Annotated in this window: 20 protein-coding genes, 1 riboswitch and 1 other annotated feature; of the genes, 15 read left to right on the top strand and 5 right to left on the bottom strand. The window is 48.3% G+C overall.

Annotated features, from left to right (window positions below; translation table 11 throughout):
• Positions 1-93: 93 nt before the first annotated feature.
• From KNO86_RS04475 to KNO86_RS04455, 5 genes are all read left to right on the top strand, one after another.
• The gene (locus tag KNO86_RS04475) at positions 94-1086 is read left to right on the top strand and encodes a Gfo/Idh/MocA family protein (RefSeq protein ID WP_214693390.1); all 993 of its coding nucleotides are present in this window, start codon (positions 94-96) and stop codon (positions 1084-1086) included.
• A 74-nt stretch (positions 1087-1160) separates the two neighbouring features.
• Positions 1161-2324 carry an iron-containing alcohol dehydrogenase gene (locus KNO86_RS04470; protein ID WP_214693388.1) on the top strand — a complete coding sequence of 388 codons (1164 nt, stop codon included), beginning with the start codon at positions 1161-1163 and terminating at the stop codon, positions 2322-2324.
• A 106-nt stretch (positions 2325-2430) separates the two neighbouring features.
• Positions 2431-3783, top strand: a complete 1353-nt coding sequence (locus tag KNO86_RS04465; protein WP_214693386.1) for a glucose-6-phosphate isomerase — start codon at positions 2431-2433, stop codon at positions 3781-3783.
• Positions 3784-3882: 99 nt separating this feature from the next.
• Positions 3883-4356, top strand: coding sequence for an RNA deprotection pyrophosphohydrolase (gene ytkD / locus KNO86_RS04460; RefSeq protein WP_074033492.1), 474 nt, complete (start codon positions 3883-3885; stop codon positions 4354-4356).
• The gene (locus tag KNO86_RS04455; RefSeq protein ID WP_214693384.1) at positions 4337-5101 is read left to right on the top strand and encodes an alpha/beta hydrolase family protein; all 765 of its coding nucleotides are present in this window, start codon (positions 4337-4339) and stop codon (positions 5099-5101) included. Before ytkD ends, KNO86_RS04455 begins: the two co-directional genes overlap by 20 nt.
• A 25-nt stretch (positions 5102-5126) precedes the next feature.
• Here the strand turns inward: KNO86_RS04455 and pckA are convergent, their stop codons facing one another.
• Complete coding sequence (gene pckA / locus KNO86_RS04450) at positions 5127-6698, bottom strand: phosphoenolpyruvate carboxykinase (ATP) (RefSeq protein ID WP_214693382.1); 1572 nt, start codon at positions 6696-6698, stop codon at positions 5127-5129.
• Between the two features lie 322 nt (positions 6699-7020).
• Positions 7021-7140, top strand: a riboswitch (SAM riboswitch).
• Positions 7141-7272: 132 nt separating this feature from the next.
• Between pckA and metK the strand changes: the two genes are divergently transcribed.
• The gene (metK, locus tag KNO86_RS04445) at positions 7273-8481 is read left to right on the top strand and encodes a methionine adenosyltransferase (RefSeq protein ID WP_214693380.1); all 1209 of its coding nucleotides are present in this window, start codon (positions 7273-7275) and stop codon (positions 8479-8481) included.
• A gap of 43 nt (positions 8482-8524) precedes the next feature.
• Here the strand turns inward: metK and KNO86_RS04440 are convergent, their stop codons facing one another.
• Positions 8525-9046 (bottom strand): hypothetical protein, encoded by a 522-nt coding sequence (locus tag KNO86_RS04440; protein ID WP_214693378.1) that lies wholly within the window; start codon positions 9044-9046, stop codon positions 8525-8527.
• A 164-nt stretch (positions 9047-9210) separates the two neighbouring features.
• On the opposite strand from KNO86_RS04440, the gene KNO86_RS04435 reads away from it, so the two are divergent.
• Positions 9211-9681: a GNAT family N-acetyltransferase gene (locus KNO86_RS04435; RefSeq protein ID WP_214693376.1), complete on the top strand. Its 471-nt coding sequence runs from the start codon at positions 9211-9213 to the stop codon at positions 9679-9681.
• Between the two features lie 88 nt (positions 9682-9769).
• Positions 9770-10483 carry an alpha/beta hydrolase gene (locus tag KNO86_RS04430; protein ID WP_214693374.1) on the top strand — a complete coding sequence of 238 codons (714 nt, stop codon included), beginning with the start codon at positions 9770-9772 and terminating at the stop codon, positions 10481-10483.
• A 30-nt stretch (positions 10484-10513) separates the two neighbouring features.
• On the opposite strand, the gene mnmM is transcribed toward KNO86_RS04430, so the two are convergent.
• Together mnmM and mnmL are read right to left on the bottom strand one after the other, a co-directional pair.
• Entirely contained in the window at positions 10514-11086 is a 573-nt protein-coding gene (mnmM, locus tag KNO86_RS04425; protein ID WP_214693372.1) for a tRNA 5-(aminomethyl)-2-thiouridylate-methyltransferase MnmM, read from the bottom strand.
• Positions 11040-12014 carry a tRNA modification radical SAM protein MnmL/YtqA gene (gene mnmL / locus KNO86_RS04420; protein ID WP_214693370.1) on the bottom strand — a complete coding sequence of 325 codons (975 nt, stop codon included), beginning with the start codon at positions 12012-12014 and terminating at the stop codon, positions 11040-11042. Before mnmL ends, mnmM begins: the two co-directional genes overlap by 47 nt.
• A 179-nt stretch (positions 12015-12193) precedes the next feature.
• Between mnmL and KNO86_RS04415 the strand changes: the two genes are divergently transcribed.
• The 5 genes from KNO86_RS04415 to KNO86_RS04395 all read left to right on the top strand — a co-directional run bounded on the left by KNO86_RS04415 (position 12194) and on the right by KNO86_RS04395 (position 19011).
• On the top strand, positions 12194-13384 hold the full coding sequence (locus KNO86_RS04415; protein WP_243834736.1) for an MDR family MFS transporter: 1191 nt from the start codon (positions 12194-12196) through the stop codon (positions 13382-13384).
• A 39-nt stretch (positions 13385-13423) separates the two neighbouring features.
• Positions 13424-13639 (top strand) — a binding site (T-box leader).
• 39 nt (positions 13640-13678) lie between these two features.
• Complete coding sequence (gene leuS, locus KNO86_RS04410) at positions 13679-16084, top strand: leucine--tRNA ligase (RefSeq protein ID WP_214693368.1); 2406 nt, start codon at positions 13679-13681, stop codon at positions 16082-16084.
• A 117-nt stretch (positions 16085-16201) separates the two neighbouring features.
• Complete coding sequence (locus KNO86_RS04405) at positions 16202-17329, top strand: hypothetical protein (RefSeq protein WP_251126885.1); 1128 nt, start codon at positions 16202-16204, stop codon at positions 17327-17329.
• A gap of 17 nt (positions 17330-17346) precedes the next feature.
• Positions 17347-17859, top strand: coding sequence for a pyrophosphohydrolase domain-containing protein (locus KNO86_RS04400; RefSeq protein WP_214693364.1), 513 nt, complete (start codon positions 17347-17349; stop codon positions 17857-17859).
• A 159-nt stretch (positions 17860-18018) separates the two neighbouring features.
• Positions 18019-19011 carry a DUF2268 domain-containing putative Zn-dependent protease gene (locus KNO86_RS04395; protein ID WP_214693362.1) on the top strand — a complete coding sequence of 331 codons (993 nt, stop codon included), beginning with the start codon at positions 18019-18021 and terminating at the stop codon, positions 19009-19011.
• 117 nt (positions 19012-19128) lie between these two features.
• Here the strand turns inward: KNO86_RS04395 and KNO86_RS04390 are convergent, their stop codons facing one another.
• Positions 19129-20394: a BaiN/RdsA family NAD(P)/FAD-dependent oxidoreductase gene (locus tag KNO86_RS04390; protein ID WP_214693360.1), complete on the bottom strand. Its 1266-nt coding sequence runs from the start codon at positions 20392-20394 to the stop codon at positions 19129-19131.
• Between the two features lie 143 nt (positions 20395-20537).
• Between KNO86_RS04390 and KNO86_RS04385 the strand changes: the two genes are divergently transcribed.
• Positions 20538-22235 (top strand): putative polysaccharide biosynthesis protein, encoded by a 1698-nt coding sequence (locus tag KNO86_RS04385; protein WP_214693358.1) that lies wholly within the window; start codon positions 20538-20540, stop codon positions 22233-22235.
• On the top strand, positions 22235-22945 hold the full coding sequence (locus KNO86_RS04380; RefSeq protein ID WP_214693355.1) for a pseudouridine synthase: 711 nt from the start codon (positions 22235-22237) through the stop codon (positions 22943-22945). The genes KNO86_RS04385 and KNO86_RS04380 overlap by 1 nt, the downstream gene beginning before the upstream one ends.
• Positions 22946-22982: the final 37 nt, after the last annotated feature.

Below are 22982 nucleotides of genomic sequence, written 5' to 3'. Positions count from 1 at the left end.
AGGTGACCCGTTCTAAACGGGTCACCTTTTTTGTGTTTTACAGGAATCGATGGGGCTTATGACGAAACTGTAATTCGAATAGGGGGAGATTAGATGAAGATTGGCATCATTGGAACGGGCGGGATTGCGACGAGTGCTCACATTCCGAATTATGTAAAAGCAGGGGTGGATGTGGTAGCGGTCATGAACCGCACACGGGCGAACGGTGAACGTGTCGCACGTCAGTTTAACATCCCAAACGTCTATGAAACGGTCGAAGAGATGCTCACGCACGAACAGCTCGATGCGGTCAGCATCTGTACGCCGAACGCCTTACATAAAGAGCAAGTGCTTCTTGCACTAGAAGCGGGATGCCATGTGCTTTGTGAGAAGCCTCCTGGCATATCGGAAAATGAAGCGGTGGAGATGTTAGAAGCAGCGAAACGAGCGGGAAAGACGCTCCATTATGGATTTCATTATCGGCATCGTGCCGACACGGTTCTCCTAAAACGGATGATTGACGCAGGAGAGATGGGGGACATCTATGCGGCAACGGCACTTGCCCTTCGCCGACGCGGCATTCCTGGATGGGGCGTGTTTACGAACAAAGAGCTTCAGGGTGGAGGGGCACTACTCGATATCGGCGTCCATATGTTAGATCTCGCGCTTCACTTGATGGATTATCCGGAACCGAAAGAGGTTGTCGGTCACGTCGGACAATATTTAGGGAACCGTCCGGGTGTAGGCTTGATAGGCAAATGGGACCATGAATCGCTGTCTGTCGAAGACACGGCGAGAGCGATGATCACCTTCGATACTGGTGCTTCTTTGTTGCTCGACGTCAGTTACATGGCCAATGTCGAAGCAGAAGATACGATGCGTGTCGAGTGCCGTGGAACGAGCGCCGGGGCAAGTCTATTCCCGCTCACGCTCCATACTGAAAAACATGGGGCACTGTTTGACGAACGACCTGCCTATTTGACTGAATATGATCCGTATGAACGTCAAATTCAGCTGTTTCTCGAAGCGTGCCGAAAGGAACCGAACTATCGGCAAGCAGAGGAAGCGGTCATACTCCATCGCATCATCGATCGCATTTACGCATAAGCACGATACTTTTCATTCTTTGAAAACAGGGTATATAGTGTACGTGTTACATATTTCTACGAGGAGGATGAATCATGCACAACTTTGAATACAAAAATCCGACGAAACTGATCTTCGGTACACATCAGGTCGAAACATTATCGAAAGAACTTGACGCGCTCGACGCGAAGAAAGTGATGCTCGTCTATGGTGGCGGAAGCATCAAAAAGAACGGAACGTACGATGAAGTCGTGGCTGAGCTTGAAAAGGCAGGCATCTCATATGTAGACTTCTCTGGCGTCGAACCGAACCCGCGTATTGAGACAGTACGTCGTGCGGTCAAATTTGCACGTGAAGAAAATATCGATGCGTTGCTCGCAGTCGGCGGAGGTTCCGTCATCGACTGTACGAAACTGATTTCAGCAGCGATTCCTTATGAAGGGGATGCATGGGACATCGTGCTCCGTGAACATATCCCGACAGAGGCGGTACCATTTGGGACGGTCCTCACACTCGCGGCAACAGGATCAGAAATGAACTCAGGATCGGTTATCACAAACTGGGAAACACAAGAGAAGTTCGGTTGGGGTCACCCACTCGTCTTCCCAACATTCTCAATCCTTGACCCACGTTATACAGTCTCGGTTCCAAAAGACCAGACGATTTACGGTATTGTCGACATGATGAGCCACTGTTTCGAACAATACTTCCACCCGAACCATGCGCCGGTACAGGAACGCATGACAGAAGGTGTCTTGAAAGCAGTCGTTGAATCGGCACCGAAACTCGTGAACGATTTGGAAAACGTCGATTTACGTGCCATCATCTTGTTCTCAGGTACGATGGCGTTGAACGGCGTCCTTCAAATGGGTGCTGCTGGGGACTGGGCATCGCACAACATCGAGCACGCAGTATCGGCTGTCCACGATATCCCGCACGCTGGTGGTCTCGCGATCCTCTTCCCACGTTGGATGGAGCATGTATTGGATGAAGACAATGCTGCCCGTTTCGCCCGACTCGGTACGGAAGTATTCGATGTGGAACCAGGTGAAAACGACTTGGAGACTGGAAAACGTACAATCGAGGCGATTCGTGCATTCTTCGACCAACTCGGTGCACCAAACTCACTCCGTGACTACGATATCGATGAGTCGACATTCGATGCGATTCTCGATTCTGCGATGAAACGTGGCGCATTCGGTCGTTTCCGTACACTCGAACGTGAAGATGTCGCGCACATCCTTGAACTCAGCAAATAAGGCAATTTATTGCCTATTTTGCAATAATGATTGAACGAATCTAGCGTTTCCGTTTATGATGGGTCATGTATGGCTCTTTTACGAGCGATTTAAAGGAGGAAATGACATGTCAACTGTACGTTTCGATTATTCAAACGCGCTCTCATTCGTAGGGAAGCACGAAATCGACCAAATGCAAGAAACGGTAAAAACCCTTCACTCGGTGATTCACGAGCGGAGCGGTGCCGGAAGTGATTTTCTTGGGTGGGTCGATCTTCCGACCGAATACGATCAAGACGAGTTCGCACGAATCAAAGCTGCGGCGGAACGAATTCGCGAGAATTCAGACGTTCTCGTCGTCGTCGGAATCGGAGGATCTTACCTCGGTGCCCGTGCAGCGATCGAAATGCTTCAACATTCGTTCTTCAACGTATTGTCAAAAGAAGAGCGCAAGGCACCACAAGTATTCTATGCGGGCCACAATATCTCTTCAACGTATATGAGAGAGTTGCTTCAAGTACTTGAAGGCAAAGACGTCTCAATCAACGTCATCTCAAAATCAGGAACGACGACAGAACCTGCGATTGCATTCCGTGTCCTCAAGCAGTTCATGGAAGATAAGTATGGTCAAGAGGGAGCGCGTGAGCGGATCTATGCAACGACAGACCGTGCCCGTGGTGCACTCAAGACACTTGCGGACGCAGAAGGATACGAGACGTTCGTGATTCCAGATGATGTCGGTGGACGTTTCTCAGTCCTCACGCCAGTCGGACTTCTTCCGATTGCCGCTGCAGGAATTGATATCGATGCGTTGATGGAAGGGGCACGCGACGCACAAAACGCCTACAGCTCACCAGAATTGGCTGAAAACGAAGCGTATCAGTATGCGGTCGTACGTAACGCCCTTTACGCGAAAGGCAAATCGATTGAGATGCTCGTCAACTATGAGCCAGCTCTTCACTATGTGTCAGAATGGTGGAAACAGCTTTACGGTGAATCAGAAGGAAAAGACAACAAAGGGATCTTCCCGGCGGCTGTCGACTTCTCGACGGATCTCCACTCGATGGGGCAATACATCCAAGAAGGTCGTCGTGACTTGTTCGAGACGGTCATTCGTGTGAAAGAAGTCCGTCACTCGATGAACGTCCCAGAAGACGCTCAAGATTTGGACGGTTTGAACTTCCTCGCAGGCGAAACGATTCAGTTCGTGAACGACAAGGCGACGGAAGGAACACTCCTCGCACACACTGACGGCGATGTACCGAACTTGGTCGTCGAATTGCCAGAGATGACACCGTATCACCTCGGTTACTTGTTCTACTTCTTCGAAAAAGCATGTGCGATGAGCGGATACATCCTCGGGGTGAACCCGTTTAACCAGCCAGGCGTCGAAGCATACAAAGCGAACATGTTCGCGTTACTCGGAAAACCAGGGTATGAAGAACAAAAAGCAGAGCTCGAAAAACGTTTGAATCAATAAGAAAACGAATCGGTCCGCGCGTCGGACCGATTTTTTTGTTTGAAACTGGGTGAAGACAAGGTAAAGTGAGAGTAGACAGGGGAAAGAAAGGGATGGACTATGAAGACATTCAAGGATTACTATCATAATCAAGTCGAGTTAAGCTTCACCCATTATCCGTTCTCAGACACGCCGCTCCACGTCTGGGTCGTCGCCCGATATGAAGACAAGTGGGTATTGACGAAGCATAAACAGCGCGGACTCGAGTTTCCAGGAGGGAAAGTCGAGCCAGGAGAACACGAGGACGATGCCGCCATCCGGGAAGTGTATGAAGAGACCGGTGGAGTCGTCAAAACGTTACGATATTTGGGACAGTACCGTGTGTTAGGTAGAGGTGATACGGTCATCAAAAACATTTATTATGCGGAGATTGAGCGATTCGAGGATCATCCCGCCATTGACGAGACAGATGGGGCTGTCCTGATCGATGCCTTGCCGGATAACTTATTGCGCAATCCACGCTACAGCTTCATGATGAAAGACCGTGTCCTACCAGAAACGATGAGGGTTCTCTATGATCAAAAACTGGTTTGACCGAATCGATGTGTTACCACCTTATGCGGGTTACCGGGTAACGCGAGGATGGTACACGACGACAGATGGGGAAGAGGTCGTAGCGTATTCGATTGAGCCGAAACGTTCAAACGGCCAAGTGTTGATGTACTTACGAGGAGGAACGGCGCGAATCGGGGATGTCCGTTTACCTCGTCTCATGCAGTTTGCATCGCGTGGCTTTCATGTCGTCGCCCCGGTCTATCGTGGCAATCACGGAGGGACGGGAAAAGAAGATTTTGGAGGAGAAGACTTAGAAGACGTGCTCTCGCTATTCGACCGTGTCCACATGAGCGGGCGACCAATCCACGTCCTCGGCTTTTCAAGAGGGGGCATGATGGCCCTCTCGCTCGCTTCTGAACGACCGGTCACGACGGTTACTTCATGGGCTGGCGTGACAAACCTCGAGTGGACGTATGAAGAACAGCGTTCGATGCGGAAGATGTTGCGTCGGATGACGGGTGGGGACCCCGAATCCGCAGAATCTGCGTATGTCGACCGTTCTCCGCTTTACAAGGAATGGGTCGCCCCGACACTGCTCATCCACGGTACGGACGATGAACAAGTTCGCTTACGTCATGCGACGGCCGTCGCTGAGAAATTAGGAGAACAGGCAGAGTTTTGGGTGCTCCCGTTCGGTCACCAGCTCCCGTTTTGGGATAAATGGGAGACGACCGAACAAGCGATGGATTGGATGTTGCGACAGGAAAAAGCACTGACTCGATAAAAAAATCGAGTCAGTGCTTTTGGTGTTAGATGACGAGTGGTCCGGCTGCGATGACGGACTCACTTGCTTTCGTGAAGCGATTGAAATTTTCTTTAAATTTCATGGCGAGTGCTTTTGCCTCTACGTCGTAGCGAGATGGGTCGCTCCACGTATCTCGTGGATTGAGCACGTCACTCGGTACACCATCTATGGCTACAGGAATCTCGACATTGAAGATGTCGTGCTTCATCGTCTCTACATCACGAAGCTGACCGTTGACGGCGGCATTGACCATCGCACGCGTATAGGCGAGTTTCATACGTGAACCTTCGCCGTATGCTCCACCTGTCCAGCCCGTGTTGACGAGGTAGACATCCACATCGTGTTCTTCAATCAATTTACCGAGCATATCCGCATAACGTTCTGGAGCGAGCGGAAGGAACGGTGAACCGAAGCAAGTTGAGAACGTCGCTTGTGGTTCTGTGACTCCACGCTCCGTACCAGCAAGCTTAGACGTATAACCAGACAAGAAGTGGTACATCGCCTGTTCTTTCGTCAACTTGCTGATTGGTGGCAAGACACCATACGCATCGGCCGTCAAAAAGACAATCGTGTTCGGATGACCGGCACGTGATGGGAGCATCGCGTTGTCGATAAATTCAATTGGATATGCCGCACGCGTATTTTCAGTCAAGGAAATGTTCTTGTAGTCCGGTGTACGATCTTCATTCAATACGACGTTTTCAATCAATGAACCGAAGCGGATCGCATCATAGATTTGAGGTTCGTTCTCACGCGACAAGTTGATCGTCTTCGCGTAGCAACCGCCTTCGATGTTGAAGACCCCATCCGGTGACCATCCGTGCTCATCGTCTCCGATTAAGTGGCGCTGTGGATCAGCTGAAAGTGTCGTCTTCCCAGTTCCCGACAACCCGAAGAAGAGTGCCGTTTCGTTTGCATCGTTGACGTTTGCCGAACAATGCATCGATAAGACGTTTTGCTCAGGTAACAAGAAGTTCATGACGGAGAAAATTGATTTTTTAATTTCGCCACCGTATTCTGTTCCCCCGATCAGAATCGTGCGCTTGGCGAATGAAACGAGAATGAACGTCTCTGAATTCGTACCATCTACTGCAGGATCTGCTTTATAACTCGGTGCATAGATCACAGTGAACGGGTCGAACGCACCTTTCGTTGGCCATTCGCGTAAAAACAGCTGTTTTGCGAACAGACTATGCCATGCATATTCCGTAATGGCACGGACCGGTAACGTGTAGTGCTCATCGGCACCAGCAGACGCTTCGAGGTAATAAAGTTTGTCTTTCTTTTCTAAATGGTTCAGTACTTTGTCGAGAAGTGCTGAAAACTTCTCTTCCGCGATCGGTTGGTTCACTTTTCCCCAATCGACAAGGTTGTTGCTGACTTCATCTTGGACGACGAATTTGTCTTTCGGTGACCGTCCGGTAAAAGCACCGGTGCTGACAGATAAAGCCCCGTCTTTTGTCAGTACACCTTCCCCATTTTGGATGGCTTCTTCCACCAGTTCTGGAACCGTCAAGTTCCGTTTCATGTCGGCACCATTAATTAATTCTTCGATTTTCAGGAGCGTTGTCGCCATCCTGAATCCCACCTTTCCCCTAAATAGATGTGGATGAAATCCGCATACTTCCGCGATTACGATTAATCAGTATGACATTTTTAATTATATGTGACACACTAATTAAACACAAGCGTTTCTTCTCTTTAAGTAAGCGCTTTCTTACAAAGACAGTTTATCACATTCTCTTATCACAAGGTGTTAAAAAACAGAAACGAATTAAAAAAATGTTTGTCGATTCACAAACAGAAATGTTTTGCAAGTCGGTGAAAACTTTTACGAATTCGTCCGATTCCCTTGACATAATCGAGTGTCATTTATATGATGGTTTTCGTAACGGATACTCTTATTCTGAGCGGTGGAGGGAACAAGGCCCTACGAAGCCCAGCAACCGTCCGACATGAAGTCTTGTGCGGAAAAGGTGCTATCCTGAAGCGAAGCCATTAGCTTCGAACGATAAGAGGGTAAGGAAGAACGATTCAACCTTTCCCCATGTATGTCATCGGGGGAGGTTTTTTTCATTACCGTCCCAAAGCAACGCGTAAGGGGAACGAGTACCGTCCACATATCACCCTTATTATAGGAGGTTTTTTGAATGTCAAAATTGAACCGTCGACTTTTTACTTCAGAGTCGGTTACTGAAGGACATCCAGATAAAATTTGTGATCAGATCTCTGACTCGATTTTGGATGCCATTTTAGCGGAAGACCCGAATGCCCGTGTTGCGGCAGAAACGTCTGTCACAACAGGTCTTGTACTCGTAGCTGGTGAAATCACAACGTCAACTTACGTGGATATCCCGAAAGTTGTCCGTGAAACAGTCCGTGAAATCGGATACACACGCGCGAAATATGGTTTCGATGCGGAAACATGTGCCGTCTTGACGTCGATTGACGAGCAATCAGTAGACATCGCGCAAGGTGTCGACCAAGCTCTTGAAGCACGTGAAGGTCAGATGACTGAAGAGGAACTTGATGCAATCGGTGCAGGTGACCAAGGTCTCATGTTCGGATATGCGACAAACGAGACTCCAGAACTCATGCCGCTTCCAATCTCATTGGCGCACAAATTGTCACGTCGTCTTGCAGAAGTTCGTAAGAACGGTACGCTTGCTTACCTTCGTCCGGATGGAAAGACGCAAGTAACGGTTGAGTACGATGAGGACAACAACCCTGTTCGCATCGATACAATCGTCATCTCGACACAACATGCAGAAGAGATCACACTCGAGCAAATTCAAGAAGACTTGAAAAAGTATGTCATCGAAGCAGTCATCCCAGCTGAACTCATCGATGCTGAAACAAAATACTTCATCAACCCGACTGGTCGCTTCGTAATCGGTGGACCACAAGGAGATGCAGGTCTTACAGGACGTAAAATCATCGTCGATACGTACGGTGGATACGCTCGTCACGGCGGTGGCGCATTCTCTGGTAAAGATCCTACAAAAGTTGACCGTTCAGCAGCATACGCAGCTCGTTATGTAGCGAAAAACATCGTTGCAGCAGGACTTGCGGATAAAGCAGAAGTTCAACTCGCTTACGCGATTGGGGTAGCACATCCAGTATCAATCGCTGTCGACACGTTCGGCACTGGTAAATTGAGCGAAACAGAGCTCGTTGAACTCGTTCGTGAGAACTTCGACCTCCGTCCAGCAGGCATCATCAAGATGCTTGACCTTCGCCGTCCAATCTACAAGCAAACAGCAGCTTACGGTCACTTCGGTCGTACAGATATCGAACTCCCATGGGAGCAAACAGATAAAGCAGCAGTTCTTGAAGAAGGCGCGAAGCGTTTCGCGTAATCAACAAAAACGACCTTTCCACGGAAAGGTCGTTTTTTTAGGTTCAAGTCGTTGGTGGTGTCTGTTTATGATCATTCGATGACGAATCAGTTGAAGTGGTTTCTTGTCCAAGCGCGGTATCCTTCGCTTCGACGACTTTTTCACCGATGTCTTGTAAATCAGATTTGGCTTCTTGGGCCGTCTCGACGATTTTATTGACGTCTTCTTTGACTGTATCGACTTCTCCGACAACTTTTTCATATACGTTTTGAACGTCTGTTGAGACTTCCTGAATCTTGCCGGAAGCGGTCTTCACCTGTTCAATCACTTGAGATGCTTTCCCGGCTGGGTCTTGTTTGACTTCATTCACGATGCCACCGACCGAAGATTTTGCATTCGTAAGCGATTGTTTCGTCTGCTCCCGATTCGAGGAGCTAAGTAAGGCGAGGAGACCACCGACGAGGGCACCGAGTAGCATCCCGGTCACAACGCTGATTTTTGGACCCCCTGCATCCAATTGATCAAATTGACGGTTCGGATTCTCTGTTTGTTCGATTTTCGGGTCATGCTCTAATTTTGGTTCCATGTTGTTCCACTCCTTCATGTGATTGGCATTGCTAGTCTTATACCCTAGTCGATTGCGGACATAACGTTTTCTTATGAATCGTCACGAAAAAGAAACGAATGGCAGGATAAAAAAGTGACGATAGGGAATGATACAAATAGATTGGCCAAAAGGGGGAAGCTGTCATGAACATGAGGGAAGCAGTTCCAAAAGATGCAGCATTAATTCGAACGATTGCACTTGCGACGATTTCAGAGGATGATTTGAATCGTTTGAAAGCGATGGAGCGCGCCTATCGACAAGAAGAGATTGTTCGAGCGATCAGTTCGAGTGAAGAAGCACGAGAGCAATACTTTATCGTCGGCGAGTTCGAAGAAAATGTCATCGGTTTTTGTCATGCCATCGATCGCGGTGACATGTGGGAGATGCTTCGTCTTTATCTTCACCCTGATTATCACCGAAACGGATATGGAGCAGCTTTTTTAAACTATCTCCAATCGAAAAAAGAACAACCGATGGAAGTGTACGTTGAAAATTCAAATGACCAAGCGATTGCGTTCCTTTTGCATCAATCGTTTAAAGAAGTGAATCGGGTCCAAGAAGAGGTATACGACCAGCCGATGGAACTCATTCATTTACGATATCATCCGAGCTAAGCCTCCAGACGGATTTTCTTCAAACATCAGTTGCGGCTGATGTTTTTTTGATACAATACACATAGTCCATAAATGAGGTGACGGCAGCATGACATATGAAGAAGTACGAAAAGGGGTCATCGTCATCGTGTACCCGCTACAGTTCACGTCTCGGATTAGTGAGAACTTTATTCGCCGACTCCAAGACGAGTACGAAGTAATTGTCGTCCGTGACCAATCGGTCGGATTGACGGCAGATGACCATAAACAGCTCATCAAGCGAGCGTTGCGTGAGGCAGGGCAATACAAACTACCAATCCACGTCGTGGCATTCAGTCTAGGGGCACTTTTCACGAACCGACTCTTGCAAGAGTATGATGTGCCGCTTGGGAGTTTGACGTATATCTCTCCTTTATTTGATTGGCATGCCACTCGTCAAATCGGCGGATTGAAACAAGTCGTCGCGAGTGCTGTCGACCGTTTCCGCCCAGACCTACCGCTCGGGATGATGACATTCACTGGTGGAGGCGAGGAATCGTCACGCTTCGGTGAGATCACGTATGCGCAATATCGTGAGATTGAAGAAGAAATCGTGGAACATCAAGAAGAGAAGAAGCACTTACCACGACTTCCGCTTGCTTGTTTCTATGCACCGGACGATCAATTTGCAGACGTGAAGTTGACGTTAAACGTCTGCCGGAAGATTGGTGGGGATCAAGTGTACATCCGTCGGTTGGAAGGATTCCCGCATTTTGGATATGAACGTTTGAACACCAAGTTTGCGGAGACATTGATGACGTTTTATGAATTGATTCAAGAATGACAGAAGGCGACTCGAATGAGCCGCCTTTTCTTATGCGCGTTTTTCAATCGCCACGATGAATGGGGGATGATTGATTTGGTTGATGAAACCGTAGCGGAGGACGCCGGCCTGTTTTTGATCGAGCGACTCCACATAATGAAGCACTTCATCCCGTTCGACTTTTCCGCTCTCATGCCCATGATAAATGACGATGACGATGATGCCACCGACGGTCATGACCTCTAATAATTGAGATAATGCGGCAATCGTCGTATTCCCATGTGTCGTAATGGATTTATCGCTTCCTGGTAAATAACCTAAATTAAAGACAGCAGCGGTGATAGGACGTGTCTCATTCGCGACGACCGCTTGAACCGTGTCGTGACTATCATGAATGACGGTCACCCGTCCATCGAGACCAGCTTCCTGTATACGTGCGCGTGTGGACGTGACCGCTTCTGACTGGATATCAAAGGCATACACATGACCCGCTTCACCAACTGCATTCGCTAAAAACAGCGTGTCGTGTCCGTTTCCGGCGGTCATGTCGATGGCGACATGTCCTTCTTCGAGGTGGTCATGTAATAATTGTTTTGCAAACGGTAGTACTCTCATTAATCCCATACATCTCATCCTTCTTTTTTCCTTGGAAAGAATCTCGTCGTTCCAATTCTGCACGGATCTTGTTTAACACCTGCATCTTGTGACGACTCCATAACGGACCAATCAATAGGTCAGGTGGGCCGTCCCCGGTCAAACGATGAACGATGACCTCGGGAGGTATACATTCGAGCTGATCACAGACGAGAGAGACATAGTCATCTTCCTCCATCAAGTCGAGTAGGCCTTTTTCGTATTGACGGGCGAGCGGTGTATGTTTCAAGACGTGAAGTAAATGGATCTTGATTCCTTGTATGTCCATTTTAGCAACTTCTCGGGCTGTGTCGAGCATCATCTCGAGTGTCTCACCGGGTAAACCGTTGATGATATGAACACAGACACGGATGTTGTGGCGTCGTAGTTTTGCAAGACCGCTCAAAAATGTCTCGTAGTCATGTCCGCGATTGATTTTTTTCGCCGTCGTGTCATGGATGGTCTGAAGGCCGAGCTCCACCCAAAGCGACGTTCGTTCATTTAATTCTGCTAAATAAGCGACGACGTCGTCTGGCAAGCAGTCCGGACGTGTCGCAATCGAGAGACCGACAACGCCTTCTTCTTGAAGTGCAGGTTCGTACAACTCACGTAACCGTTCGACCGGCGCATACGTGTTACTGAATGCTTGGAAATAAGCGATGTAGTTGGCGTTCTTCCACTTTCGGTGAAGACGGGCCTTCACTTCGGCAAATTGAACGGGAATCGGATCGCAAGCATTTCCTGCAAAGTCACCACTTCCGTCGTCTGAACAGAACGTACATCCTCCCTTTGAGACGCGCCCGTCACGGTTCGGACAGGTGAATCCGCCATCGAGCGGGACTTTGAACACCTTTCCTCCATATTCTCGGCGATACGCCTCGTTCAATGTATGATATCGGTTTTGACCAAATGGATTCATTCAACATCTCTCCTTCCTTGCTCATGCTATCACAAATGAAAAATGACAAAACTTCATAATAAGTAATTTTTCTTGACACTTCTTTGGCATTCGTTTAGGTTTGATAAGGAAATCTTGTCGATTCGGCCATTTGTGCCGATTTTTTTTGATGTGAAAGAGGAATGAAAGGAGGACTTGGTGTGAACAATAAAATGCCAATTTCGGTATGGATTCTAGTCATTGCGATGGCGCTCAATACAACGGCGGCGTCTTTTTTATGGCCATTTAACACACTGTATATTCATGATTTTTTAGGTGAGTCGATGACACTTGCTGGGGTGGCACTTCTTGTGAACTCCGCACTCGCAATCGTCGGAAACTACATCGGGGGGACATTATTTGACCGAATCGGTGGAAAGATGACGCTCATGATTTCTGTCGGTTTGTTGCTTGCGAGCTCACTCGGATTTTTACTGTTCCACGCCACGTTCTTCGGCTATTTGGTGTGGCTTGGTATGATTGGGTTCTCAGGTGGACTCGTCTTTCCGACCGTTTACGCGTTTGCGGGACTCATCTGGCCAGAGGGTGGACGCCGTTCGTTCAACGCGATTTACGTTGCGCAAAACGTAGGTGTCGCACTCGGTACGGCAATGAGTGGTCAAATCGCGCGTTTGAACATCGAGTGGATCTTTTATGCGAACTTCTTCTTGTCGGTCTTATTTGTCGTGGTCCTTTTATTTGGACTTCGCTACTTGAAAAACCCGGCACGTCCTGTCGTTCAGTCACAGTTAGAGGCAGCCGCCACGACCCTCTCGAGCGCAACGATGAAGTCGATGTGGTATGTCGCCGTCGGTTACGCCGTGCTTTGGTTCGTGTACGTTCAGTGGCAAGGGACGATTGCCGTTCATTCGAAAGACCTTGGTGTCACAATCAGCCAATATTCACTGCTTTGGACGGTGAACGGGGCGATGATCGTATTCGCACAGCCGTTACTCAACCGTGTCTTACGACAGTTTGAGGACGACTTAAAACGTCAATTGATTATCGGGGCCTCTATTTTCCTCGGTGCCTTCTTGATCGTGCCGTTCGCTGGCGGATTTGGCATGTTTATGGTCGCAATGGTCGTCATGACAATCGGGGAAATGTTCGTCTGGCCAGCAGTCCCGACGATTGCAGCAAAACTTGCCCCTCCTGGTAAGGCGGGACAATATCAAGGGCTCGTCAATATCGCAGCATCAGTCGGCCGGATGATTGGGCCGACATTGTCCGGATTTGTATATGACATGTTCGGTATTACTGCAGTCTTCGGCATGCTTCTTCTACTCGCTACGTTCGCCCTTACTCTATTCGTCATTATGAAAGACATTCGCGTCGCTGAAAAATCAAGTTGACGTTGAATTTCAGAATGGGCTAAAATAGACTACGATGAATAGCAAGCGATGAAGAGGATTAGTAGCGAACGTTCCGTTTCAAAGAGAGTCGATGGTTGGTGTGAATCGATAAATGGAGGTCGTGAACTCGCCTTGGAGCTGTTTTCCTGAACCGAGTAGGGAAAACCGGGGTTACGCCTCGTTATCGGCGTCTCAAGTGGCAGCAATGCAACATGGGTGGTACCGCGGAGAGCTTTCAAGCCTTTCGTCCCATTTTCGGGGACGGAAGGCTTTTTATTATGCAGAGGAGGAAGAATGTTGAGCTATTTTAAACATCAAGAAATCGAGCCGAAATGGCAAAAGCGTTGGGAAGAGAAAGACGCATTCAAAACGACAGAAGACCCGGAGAAGGATTGTTTCTACGTCCTCGATATGTTCCCGTACCCATCAGGTGCTGGCCTTCACGTTGGTCACCCGGAAGGTTACACGGCGACGGATATCATCGCCCGTATGAAGCGGATGCAAGGATATAACGTCCTTCACCCAATCGGCTGGGATGCGTTCGGTCTTCCTGCCGAACAATACGCACTCGACACAGGGAACGACCCACGCGAATTCACAGCGCGTAACATCGAGACGTTCCGCCGTCAGTTGAAAGAACTCGGTTTCTCGTATGACTGGGCCCGTGAAATCAGCACGACGGACCCGAAATACTATAAATGGACACAATGGATCTTCACGCAATTGTTCGAGCGTGACCTTGCATACGTCGACGAAGTTGCCGTTAACTGGTGCCCGGCACTCGGTACGGTCCTTGCGAACGAAGAAGTCATCGACGGCTTGTCAGAGCGTGGGAACCACCCGGTATACCGTGTCCCGATGAAACAGTGGGTGCTTCGCATCACAGAATACGCGGAGCGTTTGCTTGAAGACTTGGAAGGTCTTGACTGGCCAGAGAGCGTAAAAGAGATGCAACGCAACTGGATCGGGAAATCGGTCGGTGCCGAGGTCGACTTCAAAGTCGACGGTCACGACAAGATTGTCACAGTCTTCACGACACGTCCGGACACACTTCACGGAGCGACATATGTGACGCTCGCACCAGAGCATCCGTTCACAAAAGTGATCACAACACCTGAACAATCAACAGCAGTTGAGGCTTACATCGAGGAAGTTTCGAAGAAGACGGACCTTGAGCGTACAGACCTTGCGAAAGAGAAGACAGGAGTATTCACGGGCGCTTATGCGATCAACCCGGTAAACGGTGAGAAACTTCCGATTTGGACAGCAGACTATGTCCTCTCGACATACGGGACAGGTGCAGTCATGGCCGTTCCTGGGCACGATGAGCGTGATTATGAGTTTGCGAAAACGTTCGACCTCCCGATTCGTGAAGTCGTCAAAGGTGGAAACTTGGAAGAGGCGGCTTATGTCGAAGACGGGGAGCACGTCAACTCAGGTAGCTTGAACGGACTCAATAAAGCCGATGCAATCAAGACGATCATTGAAGAACTCGAAGCTGCTGGTACAGGTCGTGCGAAGACGACATACCGTCTTCGTGACTGGTTGTTCAGCCGTCAACGTTACTGGGGAGAACCGATTCCGGTCGTCCACATGGAAGACGGAACGATGAAGACGGTACCGGTCGAAGAGCTTCCGCTCGAACTTCCAATCATCGATGAAATCAAACCGTCTGGTACGGGTGAGTCACCACTTGCGAACGCAGAAGAGTGGTTGACGTACACAGATCCTGTCACGGGGGAAAAAGGTCGTCGCGAGACGAACACGATGCCACAATGGGCAGGTAGCTGCTGGTACTATATCCGTTACATTGATCCAGATAACGAAGAAATGATTGCGGACCCTGAGAAACTTAAGCGTTGGCTTCCAGTCGACTTGTATATCGGTGGTACGGAACATGCCGTTCTTCACTTGCTCTATGCACGTTTCTGGCATAAAGTCCTTTATGATATCGGTGTCGTCCCGACGAACGAACCGTTCCAAAAATTGTACAACCAAGGTATGATCCTTGGTGAGAACAACGAGAAGATGTCGAAATCTCGTGGGAACGTCGTCAACCCAGATGATATCGTGAAGTCACACGGCGCGGATACACTTCGTCTTTATGAAATGTTCATGGGCCCACTTGATGCGGCAATCGCATGGTCAACGAATGGACTTGACGGGGCACGTCGCTTCCTCGACCGCGTATGGCGTTTGTTCGATCAAACGAACTTTGCGGACGTGGCACCGACTGCCGACTTTGAACGTACGTATCATCAGACGGTGAAAAAAGTCACTGAAGACTATGAAGCACTTCGCTTCAACACAGCAATCTCTCAGTTGATGGTCTTCGTCAATGAAGCAAACAAACAAGAGACGTTGCCAAAATCGCAAATGGTCGACTTCATCAAGATGCTTTCACCTGTTGCTCCACACTTGTCTGAAGAGTTGTGGGAGAAGATGGGCATGACGGAAGAGTTGACGTATGCGGCTTGGCCGACGTACGATGAGTCAAAACTTGTGAGTGACACGATTGAAGTCGTCATCCAAGTGAACGGGAAACTTCGTGCGAAAATGCACGTTTCGCGTGACGCATCAAAAGAAGCGCTTGAAGCGGAGGCACTCGGCAACGAGCGTGTCCAAGAGTTCACAGAAGGTAAGACGGTTCGTAAAGTCATTGTCGTCCCTGGAAAACTCGTCAATATTGTAGTAGGGTAATCGAAAGAATGTGTGACATTGTCGCACATTCTTTTCTTTTTGGTGAGGTCATTTTCTTTTACGGTCGGTTTTGATACACTAAAGGGCGATACTGAAGTAGAAGGGGACGACATGTCCATGAAACGTTCTTATGTGCTATACACGACACTATGTGCTGTCGTGGTCGGCGTGATCCTTTGCTATGTCTTTGTCTTCTCTGATGAAGAGATTCAGCGGCAGGTCGCCTCGACATTTGAAAAAATCGACATTCAAACGAGTCATCAAACGGCATCCCTCCCACCTGTGGAGGCAGCACAAGATGACGAAGATATTGATACGACCGATGCGCTCGAGCAAATCAACCAGATCGATGAAGTGTACTACAGCGATACGATTGGGGCTTATCTCGTGCTTACCGAGCAGGCTGAGTTTTTCGAAGTGAGCGGGAACGGCACACGCGTCAACTCAGTGCTTCAACTCGAAAATACGGGTCAGGCGCGCCTCGATGACTTTATCGGGATGCGGATGGTCGAAGAGAACCTCGTATATGCGGTGACTGCAAACGGGACACTCATCACGATTGAACGGGAAGAAGGACGCTGGGTCGAACGACCGCGTAAACAAATCAAAGGTCTCGTATCGGAAGACCGAATCTTTGGTCTCGGCTATGACCGAGAATCGAATCGTCTCTTCATGATGAATCGATTAGCAGACACGCCGGACCTTGAGCTCCTCTATATTGAAGAGCGTGAAATCGAGCCGGAAGTGCCTGCGGAAAACGAGCCAGAAGAATCGACAGAGTCTGATGATAATGTTGAAGGCACTGAAGAATCAACAGAAGAAGCGACGACAGAAAATGTCTCGACGAATGACAATGTCTCTAGTGAGACGGCCGCTGCGGAAGAAGAGGCACCTGAGAATGAGCAGGATACGCCAGATGAGGCAGTCGAGGAAAAAGAACCGGAAACGGAATGGATGCTCGATTCGCGTCAAGCGTTATCGGCTGACGGGATGAGCGCCTCAATCCAGCAAAAGTTTGAGCGATTCGAAGGCGTTGGGCTTGTCGAGCGACAAGGCCGAATATACGTGCTCGACTCGGAAGAGCTCGTCCTCTATACGGTCAACCCGGAAGAAGGTACCATCAACGGTCAGATGGTGACACCTCGCGTGTATGACTCGACCGGCATGTTTTTACAAGACAATGAAATCTTTGCAATCGTCCATCCGGAAGTATTCGATTTGGATGCATTCGTTTCCGTGGACTGACAATGGGGGAAGAACAGATGAGCAAACGTTACTTTTTTGAAGAAGTGAAACAATTCCATGAGACTTTCGGACATCCAGGAGCAAAATCTCCGCAACCGTTGACACTTGATCGTGCGACAAAACGATCGGTTTGGACGGCAGAGGAAGCGGTCGTTGAATTTTTACACCAATCGTCACAGACTGAAGAAGAGTTCTTACAGGCCATCGAGCAATTCCAAGAAGGCTTCCAAAAAGCGGTCCAAAAATCATTACAAGACGCACCACCGTCAGATGATGTGGAACGCCTCGTTGGTCAAGGGGATGCGTTAACGGACGCGTTATATTTTGTGATGGGCAGTTTCGTTGAACTTGGACTTGATCCGGTGCCGTTGTTTGAAATCGTCCAGCGTGCCAATATGGCGAAGCTTGGACCGGACGGGAAACCGATTTTACGCGAGTCGGACAATAAAGTCATGAAACCTGAAGGATGGATGCCGCCCGAGCCGGAGCTCGAAAAAGAAGTGCGTCGTCAAATCGCAGGGAAAGAATAATCACAAACGGCTTGAGCCCTCATTAGAAAGGGTTTGAGTCGTTTTTTGTTGTGAAGGTCATAATGACATCATGGTATTAGATGAGATTAGGAAGGTCATGAGAGTAATTAATGGTATAATTTAACATAAGCAAGCGAACGATGAATATTAATCATTGAGATGGAGGTCATTCAGCTGAAAAAATTATTCGGTATTCTATGTTGTAGTTCAGTACTTCTGTTAGCATCATGTAGCAATGATGAAAAAACGTCAGAATCTAAAACGTCTGAGCCTGACGTTTCAATCGAAACGATAAAAATCAACGAAGAGAATGAATTGACAATCGTCCCACTTTACACCCAATACCAACAATATTTGAATGCATCTCTTGAAACAACCGATGCGGAGGAGAACAAACAGAACTTCAAGAAATATGTATTAGATTACATAGGAGAGGTCGGAGAGGAAGAAAAAATCGATACATCCATATTGAAAACTGATTTTTCACTAAAGCCGACTCCTCATAAGCAACAATTGCTAAAGCAACTGGATACGTTGATCAATCAGCATGATGAGATTAAAGAGATTATTGCATCGACATACGCAGATTCAAATCAAATCTTTCCTAAAAAGAAAGGTACGGTGTTTGTTGCCCCGTATAATCCTGAATTTTTCTACGATAGTGAACCGTTGAAAGGTGTAGCAGGAGCAGCGTACAAGGACGCATTCATCTTGTTTCTCGATACAGATTTTGATAAAGGTGTGCTAGCCTATACGACGGCTCACGAGTATCATCATCTGATTGTTCAGAATCACCCTGGGTTCCGTCTTAAAACAATTCTCGATTCTGTCATCATTGAAGGAAAAGCCGATACGTTTGCTGATCATATCGTCAAAGATGTGACTCCCCCGTGGAATGTAGAGATTGATGAAGCGACCATGGAACACATCGCGAGCCGAGTGAATGATTATGAAACAACCTATACCGATTTTGCGGTTGGTAATTATCAAAAAGATATGCCACGTTGGAGTAACTATATTCTAGGGAGGGATGTGCTTCATGACTATTTGACGGCGCACCCAGAGCTGTCAATTCCCGAATGGACCTTCAAAGAAGATCATGAGCTTTTAGAAAAATACAAGTATCGAGATATGATGGAATTGGAAAATTAAGTTGAAAAAGAATGTTAAAAGGCTTGACCCTGAATGAGACAGGATCAAGCCTTTTGATTGTACATATATGCTTTAGTGATCACGATAGAACGCAGATGATGCGTCGGGCCGAACCCTTTACCGCTCTGTCGCCAGTTCAGCTGCGTGCGATCCGGCGCAATGTCCTGTCGTGAAAGCGGCCGTGATGTTGTAGCCACCTGTGTATCCATGAATGTCGAGCACTTCACCGGCAAAAAAGAGACCTGGTGCTTTCTTTGACATCATCGTCTGTGGCGCAACTTCCTTAACCGAAACGCCACCACCTGTGACGAATGCCTTGTCAAAGTCGAGTGTCCCGACGGCGTGCATCTCAAACATTTTCAAACGCGTTGCGAAATCAATGACGGATTGCTTCTTCAACTGACTCGCGTCTTCTTCTCCAAATGCGAGCTCTTCTAACAACAAGTCAAGAAGTCGCTCGGGGATATAGCCTTTCCATACGTTTTTAACGGCACGCTTCGGTTGGCTCTGCACTTGGTTCCACAATTCTTGGACGAGCGCATCTCGTGATGTGTCCGGGAAGAAGTCGAGTGACAAGAGGACGACTTGTTCTTTGCTGCGCTTCCGCTCTTTGATTGTGTACTGACTGCAACGGAGCGCGATTGGACCTGAGATCCCGAAATGGGTAAAGATCATGTCACCTTGGTGCGTCTTGATCGCTTTTCCTTTTTTGCCATGCACCGTCAACGCGACGTCACGTAACGATAATCCTTGAAGTTGTTTCGTTCCGATGAATGAATCATTCAATTTGATTGGCACTTCTGTCGGGAATAGCTCCGTAATCGTATGCCCAGCTTTTTGTGCCCACGGATAACCGTCACCTGTCGACCCGGTATGAGGGACGGATTGTCCGCCGACCGCGACCACACAAGCTTTCGCTTCAATCATTTCACCGTCCATCAACTCGACCGCATGAAACTCGTTTTCTTCATTAAAATGTAGTGTTTTGACTTCTGCTTTTTTTCGAATCTCGACACCGAGGTCTTCAATCGCACGAAGCAACGTGTTGACCACGTCTTGTGCCTTATCGGTCACTGGGAACATGCGCCCGTTGTCTTCTTCTTTCAGCGGGATGCCGAATCCTGTGAACAGGTCGATGATCGATTGGTTGTCGAACTGAGCGAGGGCGCTATATAAAAAGCGGCCATTCCCAGGGATGAACTGAATCAATTCATCGATTGGTTTTCGGTTCGTGACGTTACAACGCCCTCCACCTGAAATCGCTAATTTCCGACCGAGTTTAGATCCTTTATCAATCAACAAGGTCGATGCGCCGCTCTTTGCAGCTGCATAAGTTGCCATAAGTCCGCTTGGACCTCCGCCGATGACGATGACATCTTTCATGTAAAATCTCCTCATTTCTTCATCTATATGATTAGTAAAATTATCGTAACTTTATTATCCGTAACAGTAAGAGTATAATGAGAAGCGGTTGTTTTGTAAAACCGAATTCATATGAATAGTTGATTTATAGATGGAGGTGCCTCATGTCATCAAGCGCCAAACAAGATTCTGGAAGAGCCTCCTTCGTCAAAGGAACGCTTCTTTTATCGGCGGGAAACTTGATTTCCCGGATGTTAGGGCTGTTGTACACATTCCCGTTCCAAGCGATGGTCGGGATTGCCGGAGTGACGTTGTATCAAGCAGCATATACGTATTACGCAATCATGATCTCCATATCGACGGCAGGGATCCCTGTTGCCGTCTCGAAATTTATCGCCAAATATAATGCGCTAGGGGAATATGGAACGAGTCAACGATTGTTCCGACAAGGAATGAAGCTGATGCTTGCGACCGGTGTCGTCGCTTTTTTATTACTCTTTTTTGCGGCACCATGGCTATCCGAGCTGATGGTCCGAAATTCGGAGAACAATCAGCAATACATTGACTCGCTCACACTCGTGACGAGAAGCGTCAGTTTTGCGTTACTGCTCATCCCGGCGATGAGTATGGTTCGTGGTTATTTCCAAGGACATCAAGACATGGCTCCGACGGCAATCTCACAAGTCGTCGAACAAATCGTGCGCATTCTATTCCTTCTCAGCGGGACGATGCTCGTCTTGTTCGTCTTTGCGGACTCTGACTTCATTCGACCAATCGCGAATGCTCTTGGGGGAACGCAATCCGTCGAGACGACTGAACTGAATGGATTGAAAGTCATTGCCGTCACGATTGCGACGTTTAGTGCTTTTGTTGGGGCAATCGGTAGTTTTGTCGTACTCATGATGTACTGGAAGCGTCGAAAAGACATCCATCGTCAGACGGATAATCCAGCGGGCACACCTGTCCGTTCGATGAAGTCGTTGTTACTCGAGTTGCTCAGCTACTCAATCCCAATCGTGATGGTCGGGGTATCGACCCCTCTCTATCAGCTGATTGATCAGTTGACGATGGTCAATACGTTACTCAGTTCGGGTGCGACCGTATCCGAAGCGACATCGGCTTATGGATTCTTGACCGGAAACGCACATAAGATTGTATTGATCCCTGTGTCGATTGCGGCGAGTGTCTCGATGGCGACCATCCCGCTCGTGACCCGTTCATTTACGACAGGAGATATGCTGAAAGTACGAAATCAAGTCAATCATATTTTCCAAGTCTCGTTCTTTGTGACGATTCCTGCTGTCATCGGACTCGTAGCTCTCGCGGAACCATTGTTTGGGACGTTGTTCCCGGGAGACCGTGAAGGATGGGTGTATTTACTTCATTATGCACCGAGTGCTTTCTTCTTAGCCTATTACTCGGTTGCGGCTGCGATTCTCCAAGGGATTAACCGTCAGTACTTCACCATCTTTGCTACATCGATGGGTCTGTTGGCAAAACTCGCCCTGAACGTGCCGTTCGTCTATTGGCTCGGTGGTATCGGTGCGGGTTATGCGACGATTGCTGGATACATTGTGGCGATCGTGCTCATGGTATGGATGATTCAGCGGTCTCTACATTTCCCATACAAGCAGTTGCTTCGTCGGACCATCTTAATGTTCTTGATGGGGGCGGCGATGTTTGCGGCTGTTTACCTTTCTCTTCTCGTCACGTTGCAAGAAGAAGCGAGTTGGGGAAATGACATCTTTGCGACAATCGTCGGTGTCATCGTCGGGATTCTCGTATACGGATATCTCGGCTGGCGCAGCCATCTTGCAGGGAAATTATTAGGGAAACGCTTTGAATATCGGAGGAACGGATAATGCGAATTGATAAATTGCTATCGAACATGGGATATGGATCACGAAAAGATGTAAAAATCCTATTAAAACAAGGGGCAGTACGAGTCGATGATGCACCTGTAAAAGATGCGAAACGACACGTTAACCCAGAATCAGAGCGAGTCACGGTGTTCGGGGAAGTCGTTGAATATCGTCCATTCATCTATTTCATGATGAACAAGCCTGAAGGGGTCATCAGTGCGACGGAAGATCAAGTCGAGACGACAGTCATCGAGTTAATTGATCCGGAGTATGCCCATTACGACCTCTTCCCGGTCGGACGTCTCGACAAAGATACGACGGGACTTCTCCTCATTACAAACGACGGCGCGTTCAATCATGCACTCATGTCACCTCGTAAACATGTCGACAAGGTATATATCGCCGAAGTCGATGGGGAGATGACGGCTGAGGATATCAAGACGTTCGCGAACGGAGTCGAATTAGAAGATGGATATACGACGAAGCCGGCCCGACTCGAGATTTTGAGTCGGAGCGGACGTCGCTCTGTCATCCGTCTCACATTATCTGAGGGGAAATATCATCAAGTGAAACGAATGGTCGCGGCGGTAGGCAAACACGTCGAGCGATTAGAGCGTGTTCAAATCGGGGATCTTGAACTCGATGAGACGCTCGAGCTCGGGGCATATCGTGAGTTGACGGAAGAAGAAGTTCAATTGTTTCTTCAATAATTAATGAGGTGAGAGGGGATCTGTCCAATTGGGCGGA

Origin of the sequence: Exiguobacterium sp. s160 (assembly GCF_018617575.1) — a bacterium.
Lineage (GTDB): Bacteria > Bacillota > Bacilli > Exiguobacteriales > Exiguobacteriaceae > Exiguobacterium > Exiguobacterium aestuarii_A.
Note: the sequence above shows the minus strand (reverse complement) of the source record. Positions and strands in the feature narration are given on the sequence as shown.